Below are 14706 nucleotides of genomic sequence, written 5' to 3' on the forward strand. Positions count from 1 at the left end.
ACCTCCGCACCGGTCCCCCCGGACGCGACGGCTCCGGAGCGACCCGGACCCCGGCGGCCGTGCCCGCCGGGGCGGGCCACAACATCCGCCGCCACCAGCGGAGTTCACATCTTTTACACAATCCGCAGGGGCGGTGACCGGCGGGTAACCGCGGGGGCCGGTCCAAGCCCCGGGACAATAGGAAACGACGCACTGACCAAAGCCAGGGCAGAGACCTGACGAAAGTTGAGTGTTGGACCCAAAGAAGGTCCGTATTATTCGACTGCAGGCAGGGGGGAGCCAGCTACGACGGATAAATTCCGCAGGTCACATTGGGCCGAGCCGCAGGCGGTGCCGCGCCGGCGACCACGACAGTGACATTCGCGACGTTCTCCCTCTCACACTGCCGCCCGGCCACCGGGCCGGGCGTATGAACCCGAGCGGAAGTGAGGAACTCACACAACCCAGGAACTCCTGACGAAGCAACCTGATCCGGAGGTGAGCGACATGGCGACGAGGTCCCTACCAGCGGTGAACCCGGCTGACCCGATCTTCGCGCAGTTTTCATGTCCGCGGCACCCGATGGATCCGGAGCATTTCGGCACGCAGAAATCAGCACAACTTGACGCGGGGGTATCAAGAGGTCATGGATCTTCGGCTGATAGAACCGATACACAAGAGAATCGACACCGCGGAGAACTCCCAAAAGGAAATACCCGCCATCGGTGTTGAATTCGGAGTGCTCGGGCCGCTCGAAGTAAAAATGAACGGCCGAGGTCTTACGGTGGGCGGTCCCAGGCAACGGGCCGTACTCTCCGCCCTGCTTCTCTCGTTCAATCAGGTCGTTTCTTTTGATTCCCTGATAGAGAAGGTCTGGAACGGGCGCCCGCCGAGTACGGCGCGCACTCAGGTGGCCATTTGCATCGCCACTCTGCGCAAGATCCTCCGCACCGCGGGCTGGGACCAGGAAACCATCATCACGGCCACGCCCGGTTACATGCTCAGCCTCGCCGGTCACTCGCTCGACTCGCTCCGTTTCGAGCAACTGGTCGCCCGGGCCACGGAGCTGACGGCGGAGAACCGTGCGGCACCGGCGGCGGAGGCGCTGCGCCAGGCCCTGGCCCTGTGGCGCGGCCCCGCGCTCGGCGGCGTCTACGCGCCCTTCGCCGAGACCGAGGCGGCCCGCCTCGACGAACAGCGGATGCTGGCCGTGGAACAGCACATGGCGCTCCGCCTCCAACTCGGCGAGCACCAGGCCGTACTGGGTGAACTCCAGGCCCTGGTCGGCGCCTGCCCGCTGCGGGACCGACTGCGCTACTACCTGATGCTCGCCCAGTACCGTTCGGGCCGACGGGCGGAGGCGCTGACGACATTCCGCGACGGAATGCGGCACTCCATCGAAGAGATCGGTCTCGAACTGGGCACCGACCTCCAGACACTGCACGACTCGATCCTCCGGGACGAATTCCCGCAGCTCGACGTCCCGGGCATAGCGGCGCCGCGAAGAGAGGTCCGGCAGACCGTTCCGAGTCAGCTTCCGGAAAGCGACGCCTACTTCATCGGGCGTAGTCGGGAGCAGTGGCTGATGGATGATGTGCTGCTCGACGGATCGACACAGAATCCATCCCCCATCGCCTACATCACCGGAAGTCCCGGAATCGGAAAGACGAGCCTCGCTGTCAACTGGGCGCACCGCACGGCACACAGATTTCCCGACGGGCAGCTCTTCGCCGACCTCCGGGAGAGCGACACGCCGGCTGTGCTCCACCAGTTCCTGCGCCAGCTGGGAGCCGAGGGCCCACTGCCCGCCGAGCCCGCGGACGCGGCCGAGCGGTACCGCGGGATGCTGGAGGGACGGCGCGTCCTGATCGTGCTCGACCACGCCTCGTCGTACGCCCAGGTGCGTCATCTGCTGCCCACGAGCGGCGGGTGCTGTGTCCTGATCACCGGCCGGGCCAACCTGGACGAGCTGATGCAGAAGTACCGCGCCCTGCGGCTGCGCGTCGCGCCGCTGTCGGACGACGAGTCCCGGGAGACGCTCACCAGTGTGCTGCGGGACGCCAGGGCGGAGGACTCCCCCGAGGCGACCAGCCGCCTCGCCGCGCTGTGCGGGCACACGCCGCTGGCGCTGCGGGCCGCCGCGGCCCGGCTGCTCACCAAGACGCACTGGCGGGTCCTCGATCTGGTCCGCCGCCTGGAGCGCTCGGGCGACCGGCTGGCGGAACTCAGCATCGGTGACGACTCGTTGCGCGCCCGGCTGGACCGCAGCATGCGGGACCTGGATCCCCGGGTGGCCGCCGCCTACCGGGAGTTGAGCCGGCTCGACGACGCGGAGTTCGAGGCGGCGGAGGCGGCGAAGGTGCTCGGCACGGATCTGCTGGAGGCCGAGGATCTGATCGAGACGCTGGTCGACGCCCAGCTCGTGGAGGCGGTGGGCCGCAGCGCCTGGGGCGAGATGCGCTACCGGTGGCAGGAGCTGGTGCGGCTGCACGCCTTCCACTGCCTGGCGGCCGCCACCCCGTGCGGGGTGGGCACCGACTGATCCGGCCACGACTACGGCCCGTACGCCCCTGCCGGGGCCGTACGGGCCGTCGCGTCGTGCGGGAGCGTCAGCTGCCGGCGCTCATGGCCTCCACGAGGCTCCTGGGCCGCATGTCCGTCCAGTTCTTCTCCACGTACTCCAGGCACGCCTCCCGGTCGGACTCGCCGAAGGCGACCGTCCATCCGGCGGGCACGTCCACGAACGACGGCCACAGCGAGTGCTGCCCCTCGTCATTGACCAGCACGAGGTAGCGGCCGTCTGCGTCTTCGAACGGATTGGTCACTTCACATTCCTTCCGGGAGCGTCGGGCAAAGACTCTGCGCGGGTTGCGGACCCTGCCGACCACCGTCAAGGTACGGGGGCCGTTTTTCCTTCCGATATCGATCCGTTTTTCCGCGGGCCGGCGCGGGTCGCCAAGGGCCGCTCAGCGGCCGTGGTCGACGACCTCCGGGGCGGTCCGGGCCGCCGTGTCGAGCCGGGGGCCGTGGAGGCGCAGCCGCTCGTCGAGGAAGGCCACCACCAGCTCCCGGGTGATCCGCTGGGCGTCCGCCGCGCCGAGCGTGACCCCGGGGCCCGCCGCGCCGGTCCGCTCCAGGAGCGGCGCGTAGTCGGTGAAGGACAGGTGGCCCGCGCCGCGCAGCGAGAGCCAGCGGCGCGGCCCGGACAGGTCCTCCCAGGCCCGCTCCCAGGTGGGGTCGGCGCCCGGACGGCCGTGCCCGCCCGCGCCGAGCAGCAGGAACGGCCGGTCCACCGGGCTCTTCCCGCCGGTGTGCACGGTGCCGTCCAGGTTGGCGGCGGCGGCGAAGCCGGTATCGGTGCGCAGCGCCTCGAAGGCCGCGGCGCCGCCCACGGAGTGGCCCACCACCGCCACCCGCGACGGGTCCAGCGGCATCAGCCCCGCGGTGGCGGGCGACCGCAGCAGGCGCTCGCGCAAAAAGCGGAGGTCGGCGGCGCGGACGGCGGCCACCCGGGCGCCCTCCGGGCGTCGTTCGCAGGCCAGACAGCCGGTCACGCGGCCGTCGGAGTGGCTGATGGCCGGGGCCTCGTAGGCGTGGTCCACGGCGGCGACGGCGTAGCCCCGGCTGGCCAGTTCCTCGGCGAGCCCGGTCAGCGAGGTGCGGGGCAGCGTGAAGCCCGGTGACAGCAGGACGAGGGGCAGCCCGCGCGGGGGCGCGGGCAGCGGCGGCGGGGCCAGGCGGGCGTGGACGCGGGTGCGGCTGAGCAGGTCGGCGGGGACGCCCTTCACCCGGTGGAAGCGCAGGATCAGCTCCGACTCCCGCGCGGTGACGTAGGAGGCGTGCGGCGCCCGGGAGGGCAGCGCGGGGTACCAGAGCGACACCGTCAGCTCGCGGTGCCGGTCCGGGTTCCAGGGGTCGCGCCGGGAGGTGTCGCTCAGCTCTGCCGTGCGCAGGCCGACCGGCAGGGCGCCGGTCGGCGCGGGCAGGGCGGGCAGGGCGGTGGGCGCGGCCCGCGCCACCTCGGGGGCCGGGGCGGCGGCCGCGCTCCGGCCGGCCGCGCAGGAGGGTGCGACGGCCAGCAGCAGCGCGGCCGCGAGGGCGGCGCATCGACGCGCCGGACGGCCGGACCGGGTCACCTTCGTCATCGGCGCTCACTTCGTCGGAAGCAGGAACACCGATGACGTTAGGAGTGGGAAAGGCGTGGTGAAAGCGGGGACGGCGGATTCATGACCTTGGTCGGCAAGGGTCTGTGCGATCTCCGTGGGCCGAACGGTGACACGCCTCGACTTTCGTCGGGGCCGTCACATGAAGATCGTCGTGAGGCTCGTGTCCCGCACCCCGGTGACGTTCTCCGGGCCGTGCTCCGACTCGGTCGGATCGTAGGCGAACTCGACGTACGCCTCGCCGCCCGGGAAGTGGGGGCAGGCCATGGAGCTGGTGCTGGAGGCGGTTCCGGACGCGGTCTCCCAGGTGATGTACCAGGCCACGCAGGCGGAGTCGCCGCCGGTGAAGGGGCCGCCGGGCTTGAGGTCCTCGACATGGCCGGTCACGCGTACGCCGTCGTCGCCGACGCAGACGGTGATCTCGCCCCGGCCGAAGTCCTCGGTCCCGCTGTCCGTCACACAGCCCTGCGCCGCGGCCCGGCCGGGCGTGGCGGAGGCCGCCGTCGAGGGGAGCAGGGCGGCCGCGCCGATCGCCGCGGTGAGAGCCGTGGCGCGCAGGATCCCGCGCATGGTCGTGTCCTTCCGTCGGTGGTGCCGGTCCGAGGTCCTGTTCCGTGGTCCTCCCCGGTCTCAAGGCCGGGGTGTGTCCGGTTCCCGGATGCGGGCCCGGCCCGCCACGCCGAAGCGCAGGGTCTCCCGCAGCCGGACCGGCCCGGTGGCGTCCCCGGACCGGGCGGCGTCCCGCAGTTCGCGGGCCATGGCCTGCGCCTCGGCCGCCCAGTCGTCCAACTGGTCGGCGACGGGACCGGCGTTGGCGGTCAGGGTCCGGGCCCACCGCTCGGGATTGCCGTCCGCGGTCCTGGTGACGTCGCGCAGGTCCTGGCCGGCCAGCCGCACGGCCGACTCGTCGCCGCCCAGCAGGCGCGCGGCGACGAGGCTCGCGACCAGGTGCGGCGCGTGCGAGACGAGGGCGACGGCACGGTCGTGGGCCTCGGGGTCGAGCAGCACCGAGACCGCCCCGCACAGCGCGACCAGTTCCAGCGCGCAGTTCAGGGCGAGGTTCCCGGTGGCCTCGGTGGGGGTGAGCGCCCAGGGCCTGCCGTCGAAGAGGTCGGCCCGGGGCTGCGCGGGGCCCTCTCCACCGCCGACCACGGGGGCGCCGCTGACCAGCGAGGTCAGGTCACAGCCGTAGGCCCTGACCTCGCGGTGCAGGCGTACCTTGACGCCGGAGACGTCGGTGTAGCAGCGGGCCGTGCCGAGCTTCTGGTGCTCGGCGAGGACCGGGGCGACCTGGTCGGGCGGCACCGCGAGCACCGCGATGTCGGCCTGCCGCGGGGGATGCGCCGCGAATCCGGCCCCGCAGCGTTCGCCGGCCAGCGCCGCCTCGGGGTCGGCGTCCTCCAGGTAGGTGGTCACGCCGTGCCGTCGCAGTGCGAGCCCCACGGAGCGGCCGATCACCCCGGCGCCCACGATGACGACGCTGCGCATCCGTCTTCCTCTCCTCGGCCAGGACCTGGTCCCGGGCCCGGTCCCGCTCCCGCCCTCGCTCCCGCTCAGCCGAAGATCTTGACCGCCTGGTAGTAGGTCCAGGCGGTGCTGTTGCAGGCCGTGTTCTTCTCGCCGGTGTAGCCGGTGCAGACGCGCTTCATGTCCTCGTAGAAGGCGCTGTCGATGCGGCTCTTGTTGGCGTCGAACTGGCCGGCCGCCTTGTAGTTGCGGTAGCCGAAGTCGTGGCGCGCACAGGCGTTGTCGAAGGGGAAGCCGAAGGGGTTGTCCGGCGCCTGGGTGCACAGGTCGGTCGACCAGTCGAATCCGTAGGCGGCCCAGGCGGACTGGTTGCGGTTGGCCGCGAGCCACGCGTTCTGGCTGGACGCGCTGGTCTGTGTGAAGGAGGAGAGCACCTGCGGCTTGTCCGCGGGGGCCGCCTGGGCGGGGGCGGCGGCGATGCCGAGCGCGAGCGCCGAACCGAGGGCGGCGAGGGTGGTCCTGGTCTTCGTCGTGGTGCGCATGGGACGACCTCCAAGGGTGGGGTGAGGATGCGGCTCAACCACCTTGGCGAGACCCGCTATGGGCCCCTTATCGCACCGCTATCGCGCCCCGCCGGACGCGGCGAAGGTGACACGGCGAAGGTGACACGGCGAAGGGGCCGCACCCCGGCTGTCGGAGTGCGGCCCCTTCCTCTTCCGTGGGGGGAGGAGTACGGGCGTCCTAGGCATCTCGGCGGCGCAGGACCGCGGCGCCGGCGAGGTAGGCGGCCAGCGCCCACAGCAGGAGGACCAGCAGCGCGGTTCCGCCGCCGTACGGGTCGCCGTCCTGGGTCAGCAGGACGGTGCCGGCGACGCTGGGCATGTAGTCGGAGGCGGTCTCCAGCCACTTGGCGCCCACGACGCCCATCAGCTGGGGCAGGGCGAGCAGCACCATGATGAGGGTCGTGATGGTGCCCGCGGCACTGCGCAGGACGGTGCCGAGTCCGATCGCCATGACGGCGAGGAGGGCGAGGTAGACCCCGGCGCCGAGCGCGGTGCCGAACAACTGGCCGCCGGTGTAGTCGCCGTGGTCGCCCATCAGGGGTGCGGCCACCAGGGTGCCCAGCAGGCTGAAGACGAAGCCGGCGACGACCACGACCGCGGCGATCACCAGCGTCTTGGAGCGGAGCATCCGGCCGCGCTTGGGCACGCTCTGGAGCGTGGTGCGGATGGAGCCGCTGGAGTACTCACTGGTGAGGGCGAGGGTGGCGAGCACCACGATGGTCAGCTGGGAGATGAGGAAGGCCTGGGAGGCGTGGTGCGGGGCGGGCATCGTGACGTCGACGCCCTTCTTCGCGCTGGCGTCGGCCGACGCGCCGACGATGGCGGCGAAGCCCACGGTGAGCAGCAGGCCGACGGCCAGGTTCCACCAAGTGGCCCGGACGCTCCAGAACTTGGTCCACTCGAACGCGACGGCGCCCTTGAAGCCGCCGCCCTTCACAGGGCCCACGAGCTTGGGGACGGTTGTAGTAGTCATATCCAGTTACGCCTTCTGGTGGTCCGGGACTTCGGTGACCTGGGAGAGCGCGGGAGAGCCGTACTCCACACTCGCGGCGGTGAGTTCCATGTACGCCTGTTCCAGGCTGGCCTTGCGCATGCTGAGTTCGTGGATGGGGACGCGGTGGTGGAAGGCCAGGTCGCCGATCTCCTCCAGGGTGCCGCCCACGACGAGGAGTTCGTCGGGCTCGGAGCCGGCGTCCGGCTCGACCCGCAGACCGAACTCCAGCAGCTCGCGCCTGAGCACGTCGGGCTGCGGGGTCCGGACCCGGACGGCGGTGAGCGAGCTGCCCGCGATGACCTCCTCGATCGGCGCGTCGGCGATGATCTTTCCGCGGCCGATGACCAGGAGGTGGTCGGCGGTCTCCTGCATCTCGCTCATCAGGTGACTGGAGACGAAGATCGTCCTGCCCTCGGCGGCCAGGGAGCGCATCAGCTCGCGGACCCAGCGCACACCGTCGGGGTCGAGGCCGTTGACCGGCTCGTCGAAGAGCAGCACCTTCGGGTCGCCCAGCAGGGCCGCGGCGATCCCGAGCCGCTGGCCCATGCCGAGGGAGAAGGAGCCGATGCGCTTCTTCGCCACCTCGGTCAGGCCGACGGTCTCCAGGACCTCGGCGACCCGGGAGGCCGGGATGCCGTTGCTGCGGGCCAGGCCGAGCAGGTGCTGGTGGGCCGAGCGGCCGGGGTGGCCCGCGCGGGCGTCCAGCAGGGCGCCGACCTCGCGCAACGGGTGCCGCAGCTCCTCGTACGGCTTGCCGCCCACCAGGGCCCGCCCGGACGTCGGCGCGTCCAGACCGACGATCATGCGCATGGTCGTCGACTTTCCCGCGCCGTTCGGGCCGAGGAATCCGGTGACCTTTCCCGGGTTGATCTCGAACGAGAGGTCCGAGACGGCCGTCTTGTCGCCGTACCGCTTGGTCAGTCGGTCCAAAGTGATCATCGCCTGGTGGCTCCTTCCAAAGTCACGTCCTCAACGCTAGGGAGAGGGGAAGGGCGAAAACATCTGGCGATCGGCAACGACCGCATTCGACTTTCGGCAGATCCGGAGCCCGCAACGCCTCTTGTAGCGTGCTGGAATGCACCGATGGCAGGCCGTGCGCCGACGAACCGAATCGCTTCTGCGGATCCTGGGCTCCGAACGTCCGTTCGCCCGGCGTGGCGATCTGGTGCTGCTCCTGGTGCTGCTGGCCCCCTCCGCCTTCACGACCGAGACACTCGTGAGCACGCCGGTCAGCTGGCTGACCGCCTGCCTGGTCATCACGGCCGCGGTGGCGGTGCAGCGCACCGCGCCGCTGCTGTCGCTGCTGCTCGCGGTGCTCCTCACGCTGTTCTATCCGTGGTTCGGCGCGAGCCTGTGGCCGTCGATGGCGGCGGTGGTGCTGAGCTGTCTCGCGGGCCGCAGACTGACCCGTCTGTGGCCGGCGCACCTGGTGTTCCTCTGCGTCGCGGTCGCCGGGCTCCTGCTGGTGAGCACGGTCGCCCAGTCCAAGGACTGGCTGAGCCTGCTGATGACGGAGTTCGTCGCCTGCGTGCTGCCCTGGTGGGCGGGCAACTGGTGGAGCCAGCGGACCGCGTTGACGCACGCCGGCTGGGAGCACGCCGAGCAACTGGAGTGGCGCCAGCGCTACATCGCCGACCAGGCCCGGCTGAAGGAGCGGGCCCGGATCGCGCAGGACATGCACGACTCCCTGGGCCACGAGCTGAGCGTGATGGCGCTGCTCGCCGGCGGTCTCGAGCTGGCCCCCGGCCTGTCCGAGCAGCACCGGGAGTCCGTCGGGCAGTTGCGCGAGCGGTGCACGATGGCCACCGAGCGGCTGCACGAGGTGATCGGGCTGCTGCGGGAGGACCCCACGCCCTCGCTGACCCCCGCCCACGAGTCCATCGCCCAGCTCGTGCGCCGCTTCCAGCGGTCGGGCACGCCGGTGGAGTTCCGGGAGGACGGCGCGCGGGACCGGCCGGGAGCCCCGCCGCTGTCCGACCTCGCGGCCTACCGGGTGGTGCAGGAGGCCCTGACCAACGCGGCCAAGCACGCGCCGGGCGCCTCCATCACCGTACGGGTCACGCACACGGCGGACGAGACCGTGGTCTCGGTCGTCAACGAACGGCCGGAGCAGGGCGCGGACGCGCCCGCGACGGGCAGCGGGTCCGGGCTGATCGGCCTCGACGAGCGCGTCCGGCTCGCGGGCGGCACGCTGCGGACCGGCCCGCGGGCCGGCGGCTTCGAGGTGCACGCGCGCCTGCCGCGCAGCGCGTCCTCGCCGTCGCGGCACGTCGGACCGCCGGGCACCGGCACCGGCGGTCCGGGACCGCACCCCGACGACCACGACACGGTCGGCGGCGACGAGGACGCGGGTGCCGGCGCCGCTACGACCGCGCGGGGCCCCGGGGCGGACACGGCCCGGCCGGCGTCCGCCGCGCCGTGGCTCAGCGCCTCGCGGACCGCGCTGCTGCGCACCCGGGCCCGGCTCAGACGCGACGCGCGGCGGGCCGCGCTGATCCCGGCGGTGCTCGGTGCCGCCATCGTGGCGCTCCTCGGGGGGCTCTACGTCTTCACCTCGGCGACGACGTCGCTCAGCCCCGAGGACTACGCGGGGATACGTGTCGGGGAGACCCGCGACGAGCTGGCGCCGGTGCTGCCGGACCGGCGGATCAGGAAGCCGCCGCCGGTCACCTCCGAGCCCGCCAAGCCGGCCGGGGCGACGTGCGAGTACTACCGGGCGAGCAGGAATCTCCTCGACTTCGGCGACACCATGTACCGGCTGTGTTTCGAGGATGATGTCCTCATGGCCAAGGACACGCTCTGACCGACCATCTCTCACCACCAGGGAAGAACCGGATGATTCGCGTACTGCTCGCCGACGACGAGACCATCATCAGGGCCGGGGTCCGCTCCATCCTGACGACCGAGCCGGGCATCGAGGTGGTCGCCGAGGCGTCCGACGGGCGGGAAGCGGTCGAACTGGCCCGCAAGCACCGCCCCGACGTGGCGCTGCTCGACATCCGGATGCCGGAGATGGACGGCCTGACCGCCGCGGGCGAGCTGCGGACCACCAACCCGGACACCGCGGTCGTCGTCCTCACCACCTTCGGTGAGGACAAGTACATCGAGCGCGCCCTCGACCAGGGGGTCGCCGGATTCCTGCTCAAGGCGTCCGACCCGCGCGACCTGATCTCCGGCGTGCGGGCCGTGGCGTCCGGGGGGTCCTGTCTCTCCCCGCTGGTGGCGCGGCGGCTGATGACCGAGCTGCGCCGGGCGCCCTCGCCGCGCTCGGAGGTGTCCGGGGAGCGCACGACGCTGCTGACCAAGCGGGAGCAGGAGGTCCTCGGCATGCTGGGGGCCGGGCTGTCCAACGCGGAGATCGCGCAGCGGCTGCACCTGGTCGAGGGCACCATCAAGACGTATGTCAGCGCCATCTTCACCCAGTTGGAGGTCCGCAACCGGGTGCAGGCGGCGATCATCGCCTATGAGGCGGGGCTGGTGCAGGACGCCGATCTCGGGCCTGTCTGACCATTCCCGTCGTCGCCCGGAGGGCGGCCTCGCGGCGTCAGGTGCGTGCTCTCGGCGTGCCGGGCGTAGAGCCTCGTACTGGATGTACTTGGCTCTGCGCCCGGTGCGGCGAGAGTGCGTGCATGGCGTCGCGAGGCAGACGGGAATGGTCAGACAGGCCCGAGGGGCGTTGAGCGGTCCTTGACGAAGCGGGCCAGCCGGGCCGCGCCCTCGGCGGCCCGGTCGGTGGTGAGGTAGCTGCACGAGAGCCGGATCTGCCGGTCGCCCGCGTCGTCCAGGTGGAAGTGGCGCATCGGGGTCCAGATGACGCCGTACTTCTCCGCGGAGACGTCCAGCGCGGCCTCGTCCGCCTCGAAGGGCACGTCGAGGGTGAGGAAGAAGCCGCCGTCGGGGTCGTTCCAGCGCACCCCGGCCGTCTCCGGTGAGCCGGGCGGCAGTTCGGCGGCGAGCGTCTCCCGCAGGCACCTCATGGTGGCCTGGTAGTGGCGTGCCGAGGACTCGTTGGCCGACCGCAGCCCGCCGCCGTTCTGGAGGAGCAGTCCGGCGACCGCGGCCTGGCTGAGGCTGGAGGTGTTGACGGTGACCATGCTCTTGACCTTGGCCACCTCGTCCGCGAGCAGACCCGGCGGGCGGCCGTCCGCGCCCGCCACCAGCTGGTCGGCGACGACGAATCCGACCCGGGCGCCCGGGAAGGCGGTCTTCGCGAAGGAGCCCAGGTAGACGACGCGCCGGTCGGTGTCGAGGGACTTGAGCGTGGGACGGCGCACCCGGCTGAACACACCGTAGGGGTTGTCCTCCAGGAGCAGCAGCCCCAGCCGGGCGGCGGTGCCGAGCAGGGCGGTGCGGTCCTCGCGGCGCATGCTGACGCCGGTCGGGTTGGAGCAGTCGGGCACCACGTACAGGCACCGGGCTCGCCGGCCGCTCGCCTCGATCTCCCGGACGGTGCGTTCGAGCCCTTCCAGGCTGGGGCCGTTCGGGGTGCCGGGCACGGGCACGACGGGGATGTCCAGCAGACTCGCGGCGCCGGTGATGCCGACGTAGGCGGGGCTGTCGACGAGGAGCACGTCGTCGGGGCCGGTGAACAAGGCGCGCAGGGTGAGGAGTACGGCCTCCTGGCAGCCGACCGTCACGACGACGGAGGCCGGGTCGACCGTCATGTCCTCGTCGACGGCGAGCATGCCCGCGACGATGTCCCTGATCTGGCCGGCGGTCTCGCCGTACTGGTAGAGCGCGGTACGGACGCGGTCCTCGGGCAGGCCGCGGGCGCGCAGGTGGTCGAGGTAGGTCTCGATGAGCCCGGGGACGCGCGCGACGTCGAAGTCCCCCTCGTACGGCCGCCCCGGCGCGAAGGAGATCGCCTGCGGATAGCGGAGGGTGACCTCGTTGAGGAAGGTCATCGTGTCGAGCAGCGGCGCGGAGAGGCTGGCGTGCAGACCGCTCCGCGGCAGCACACCCGCCGGCTCCGTGCTCACGCGGGCGGTCGTCATCCGTGGCTCCTGTCTGTGTGCGGCGCCGCACGGCTCGCGGCGGTCTGGCCTGGGTGGGGCGGGAACAGCGTGTCCGGGGTGATCGTCCCGGTCGTCGCGTGGCCCGTGAGGGTCATCGTGTCGGCGAAGTCCGCCGTCAGCAGGGTGAGCATGCGGCGTACGGCCGGTCCGCCGCCCGCCGCGAGGGCGTACAGCGCGGGACGGCCGAGGAAGACCGCGCGGGCGCCGAGGGCCAGGGCGGCGAGGACGTCGGCGCCGGTGCGGACGCCGCCGTCGAGGAGGACCGGGACGCGTCCGCGCACGGCGGCCGCCACCTCGGGCAGCGCCTCCAGGGTGGCGGGCGCGCCGTCGAGCTGGCGGCCCCCGTGGTTGGAGACGACGACGCCCGCGACACCCGCCCGCACGGCCGCCTCGGCGTCCGCCGCGCTCAGGACGCCCTTGGCGAGCACCGGCAGCCCGCTCTCGGCACCCAGCCGGGCCACGAAGGACCAGTCCAGCCGGCGGTCGAAGGCCAGCCTGCTGTGCGCCGAGGGGGCCGCGCTGCCGGCCGCCGCCGAACCGGCCAGGTTGGCCGGGGTGATGTGGGCGGGGACCGCGAAGCCGTTGCGCAGGTCGCGCAGCCGGCGGCCGGTGAACGGGGTGTCGACCGTGAGCACCAGCGCCTGGTAGCCGCTGTCCCGCGCGCGGCGGGCCAGGTCCAGGGTGGTGCCGTGGTCGCGGAAGCAGTACAGCTGGAGCCAGAGCGGCGCGCTCGCGGCGTGGGCCACCTCTTCGAGGGACCGGCTCGCGAAGGTGCTGACGACCAGTGGGAGCCCGAGCGCGCCGGTGGCGGCGGCGGTGGCGGTCTCGCCGTCCGGGTGGGCGAGTTCGTGGTAGGCGACCGGCGCGATGCCCACCGGTGCCGCCCACCGGGAGCCGAGCAGCTCCACCGAGGTGTCCGGCTCCTCGATGCCGGGCAGCGCCCTGGGCCGCAGCCGCACCGCGTCGAAGACGGCCTCGTTGGCGGCGAGGGTCCGCTCCCGTCCGGCGCCGCCCGCGATGAAGTCCCACACCGCGGACGGCAGTTCCGTGCGGGCGAGCGCGGCGAAGTCGTCGAGCGTGAGCGGCTCCCGCGCCGGGTCCCCGGCGGTGGCGTCGGCGGGCCGCCGGGTGGCGGTCGTCATCGACCGGCCACTTCCCGCTCCCTCTCGACGGCCTCGTACAGCGCCTTGATGTTGGAACTGCCGAAGCCGCGGGCGCCGTTGCGCTGGATGTACTCGTAGAAGAGCGTGCCGCGCGGGTAGGGCGAGCGGGTGAAGATCTGCAGCAGGTAGCCCCACTCGTCGCGGTCCGCGAGGACGTTGGTCTCGCGCAGGTCGCCGATGGCGTCGGCCATGGCGCCGACCCGCTCGGTGAGCAGGTCGTAGTAGGCGCCCGGGGTGCGCAGGAAGGCCACGCCTCGGTTGCCGAGCGAGCGGACCGAGTCGACGATGTCGTCCACCAGGAAGGCCAGGTGCTGGACGCCCGGACCGTCGTGGGCGGTCAGGAACTGGTCGATCTGGCCCGGCACCCGGGTGTCGTCGGGCTCGATGAGCGTGAAGGTGATGCCGCCGCCGGCGTTGCGCACGACGATGGAGTCCATCGCCTGCTCGCCCACCTCGATGTACTCGGAGGAGTAGTAGGGCATGTCGAAGGCCGCCTCGTAGAACTCCGCGGTGCTCCGCAGCGTGCCCGCCTCCAGGCAGACGGCGACGTGGTCGAGGAAGGGCCGGGGGCCCGCGTGGCCGGTGGCGGCCGGCAGCAGGGCCCAGTCGCGGTCGGGCGGCAGCAGCGCCGCGCCGTCCCCGTCGGTGGCGACCAGCGTGTGCCGCAGGTCCCCGAAGCCGGAGACGGCGGCGAACCAGGCGTCCTGGCCCGCCCGTTGCGAGGGCGTCGGCGTCTGCAGCGCCCTGGCGCCGGCGAGGACCGCGCGGTCGAAGCAGGACCGCACGTCCTCGCAGCTGAAGGCGAGGTCGGCGATGGAGTCGCCGTGCCGCTCCACGTACCGGGCGATGTCGGTGTCCGGCCGCAGCGCCTGGGTGACCACGAGGGTGACCTCACCGCTGCGCAGCACGGTGGACCGGCGGTCGTGCGTCCCGGTGGCGGGGCCCGCCACGGCCAGGGGGACGAAGCCGAGGCTGTCGACGAGGAAGCCGGAGGCGTCCCGGTCGTCCGCGACGTACAGCTCGGCGTACGCGATGGCACTGGGCGGCATGCGGATCTCCAATGAATGAAGGGGAGAAATGCGGGAGCACCCGCCGGGGAAGAGGGGTCACCGCATTCTCGGGCAGTAATGGAAAATGCGCGTGACCACACTCTACAAATGGCCCGTATAACCTCGCTATCGGCTGGTTATCAAGCCTCCTACCTGCGGTTATCTACTCGGATAACTATATTGACCATCTCGTCGCAGCCTTGCTAGCGTCCCAGTTCGCCCTTAATTGAATGCCATCCGGGCAACACCTTGTTTGTTTTGGTGCGCGCCACTGAGAGGCCGGGGGTTCCGGCGGAGGATTGTGAGGAGACAG

13 protein-coding genes are annotated in these 14706 nt (G+C 72.0%); 3 read left to right on the top strand and 10 right to left on the bottom strand.

All coding sequences use genetic code 11. The features are described 5' to 3' along the window. The first annotated feature begins 625 nt into the window (after nucleotides 1-625). Complete coding sequence (locus DMH12_RS14380) at nucleotides 626-2521, top strand: AfsR/SARP family transcriptional regulator (RefSeq protein ID WP_125491962.1); 1896 nt, start codon at nucleotides 626-628, stop codon at nucleotides 2519-2521. A gap of 67 nt (nucleotides 2522-2588) precedes the next feature. Here DMH12_RS14380 and DMH12_RS14385 read toward each other — a convergent pair whose 3' ends face one another. The 7 genes from DMH12_RS14385 to DMH12_RS14415 all read right to left on the bottom strand — a co-directional run bounded on the left by DMH12_RS14385 (nucleotide 2589) and on the right by DMH12_RS14415 (nucleotide 8105). Then, complete coding sequence (locus DMH12_RS14385) at nucleotides 2589-2804, bottom strand: MbtH family protein (protein WP_125491963.1); 216 nt, start codon at nucleotides 2802-2804, stop codon at nucleotides 2589-2591. 141 nt (nucleotides 2805-2945) lie between these two features. Beyond that, nucleotides 2946-4124 (bottom strand): lipase, encoded by a 1179-nt coding sequence (locus DMH12_RS14390; protein WP_125491964.1) that lies wholly within the window; start codon nucleotides 4122-4124, stop codon nucleotides 2946-2948. A gap of 156 nt (nucleotides 4125-4280) precedes the next feature. Continuing rightward, on the bottom strand, nucleotides 4281-4712 hold the full coding sequence (locus DMH12_RS14395) for a hypothetical protein (protein ID WP_125491965.1): 432 nt from the start codon (nucleotides 4710-4712) through the stop codon (nucleotides 4281-4283). A 60-nt stretch (nucleotides 4713-4772) separates the two neighbouring features. Next, nucleotides 4773-5630: a prephenate dehydrogenase gene (locus DMH12_RS14400; protein WP_125491966.1), complete on the bottom strand. Its 858-nt coding sequence runs from the start codon at nucleotides 5628-5630 to the stop codon at nucleotides 4773-4775. Between the two features lie 65 nt (nucleotides 5631-5695). Further along, the gene (locus DMH12_RS14405; RefSeq protein WP_122617547.1) at nucleotides 5696-6151 is read right to left on the bottom strand and encodes a phospholipase; all 456 of its coding nucleotides are present in this window, start codon (nucleotides 6149-6151) and stop codon (nucleotides 5696-5698) included. A 199-nt stretch (nucleotides 6152-6350) separates the two neighbouring features. After that, entirely contained in the window at nucleotides 6351-7145 is a 795-nt protein-coding gene (locus tag DMH12_RS14410; RefSeq protein ID WP_125491967.1) for an ABC transporter permease subunit, read from the bottom strand. Nucleotides 7146-7151: 6 nt separating this feature from the next. Beyond that, nucleotides 7152-8105, bottom strand: a complete 954-nt coding sequence (locus tag DMH12_RS14415; RefSeq protein ID WP_125491968.1) for an ABC transporter ATP-binding protein — start codon at nucleotides 8103-8105, stop codon at nucleotides 7152-7154. Nucleotides 8106-8241: 136 nt separating this feature from the next. Between DMH12_RS14415 and DMH12_RS14420 the strand changes: the two genes are divergently transcribed. Both DMH12_RS14420 and absA2 read left to right on the top strand, forming a co-directional pair. Then, nucleotides 8242-9969, top strand: a complete 1728-nt coding sequence (locus DMH12_RS14420) for a histidine kinase (protein WP_125491969.1) — start codon at nucleotides 8242-8244, stop codon at nucleotides 9967-9969. A 32-nt stretch (nucleotides 9970-10001) separates the two neighbouring features. Beyond that, nucleotides 10002-10673 carry a two component system response regulator gene (gene absA2 / locus DMH12_RS14425; protein ID WP_125491970.1) on the top strand — a complete coding sequence of 224 codons (672 nt, stop codon included), beginning with the start codon at nucleotides 10002-10004 and terminating at the stop codon, nucleotides 10671-10673. A gap of 149 nt (nucleotides 10674-10822) precedes the next feature. Here absA2 and DMH12_RS14435 read toward each other — a convergent pair whose 3' ends face one another. From DMH12_RS14435 to hppD, 3 genes are read right to left on the bottom strand one after another with little or no spacing between them, the layout of a single operon-like run. After that, entirely contained in the window at nucleotides 10823-12160 is a 1338-nt protein-coding gene (locus DMH12_RS14435; protein WP_125491971.1) for a PLP-dependent aminotransferase family protein, read from the bottom strand. After that, complete coding sequence (locus DMH12_RS14440) at nucleotides 12157-13323, bottom strand: alpha-hydroxy acid oxidase (protein ID WP_125491972.1); 1167 nt, start codon at nucleotides 13321-13323, stop codon at nucleotides 12157-12159. The genes DMH12_RS14435 and DMH12_RS14440 overlap by 4 nt, the downstream gene beginning before the upstream one ends. Then, a complete protein-coding gene (hppD, locus tag DMH12_RS14445) occupies nucleotides 13320-14393 on the bottom strand; it encodes a 4-hydroxyphenylpyruvate dioxygenase (protein ID WP_125491973.1) in 1074 nt (357 codons plus the stop codon). The genes DMH12_RS14440 and hppD overlap by 4 nt, the downstream gene beginning before the upstream one ends. Nucleotides 14394-14706 lie beyond the last annotated feature (313 nt).

The organism is Streptomyces sp. WAC 04229 (assembly GCF_003947455.1).
In the GTDB taxonomy this organism is placed as follows: Bacteria; Actinomycetota; Actinomycetes; order Streptomycetales; family Streptomycetaceae; genus Streptomyces.

Bases quoted from the DNA above. Each gene is read 5' to 3' on its own strand.
- DMH12_RS14380 (WP_125491962.1), top strand. From the start codon at position 626: ATGGATCTTCGGCTGATAGAACCGATACACAAGAGAATCGACACCGCG.
- DMH12_RS14390 (WP_125491964.1), bottom strand. From the start codon at position 4,124: ATGACGAAGGTGACCCGGTCCGGCCGTCCGGCGCGTCGATGCGCCGCC.
- DMH12_RS14395 (WP_125491965.1), bottom strand. From the start codon at position 4,712: ATGCGCGGGATCCTGCGCGCCACGGCTCTCACCGCGGCGATCGGCGCG.
- DMH12_RS14400 (WP_125491966.1), bottom strand. From the start codon at position 5,630: ATGCGCAGCGTCGTCATCGTGGGCGCCGGGGTGATCGGCCGCTCCGTG.
- DMH12_RS14405 (WP_122617547.1), bottom strand. From the start codon at position 6,151: ATGCGCACCACGACGAAGACCAGGACCACCCTCGCCGCCCTCGGTTCG.
- DMH12_RS14410 (WP_125491967.1), bottom strand. From the start codon at position 7,145: ATGACTACTACAACCGTCCCCAAGCTCGTGGGCCCTGTGAAGGGCGGC.
- DMH12_RS14415 (WP_125491968.1), bottom strand. From the start codon at position 8,105: ATGATCACTTTGGACCGACTGACCAAGCGGTACGGCGACAAGACGGCC.
- DMH12_RS14420 (WP_125491969.1), top strand. From the start codon at position 8,242: ATGCACCGATGGCAGGCCGTGCGCCGACGAACCGAATCGCTTCTGCGG.
- absA2 (WP_125491970.1), top strand. From the start codon at position 10,002: ATGATTCGCGTACTGCTCGCCGACGACGAGACCATCATCAGGGCCGGG.
- DMH12_RS14435 (WP_125491971.1), bottom strand. From the start codon at position 12,160: ATGACGACCGCCCGCGTGAGCACGGAGCCGGCGGGTGTGCTGCCGCGG.
- DMH12_RS14440 (WP_125491972.1), bottom strand. From the start codon at position 13,323: ATGACGACCGCCACCCGGCGGCCCGCCGACGCCACCGCCGGGGACCCG.
- hppD (WP_125491973.1), bottom strand. From the start codon at position 14,393: ATGCCGCCCAGTGCCATCGCGTACGCCGAGCTGTACGTCGCGGACGAC.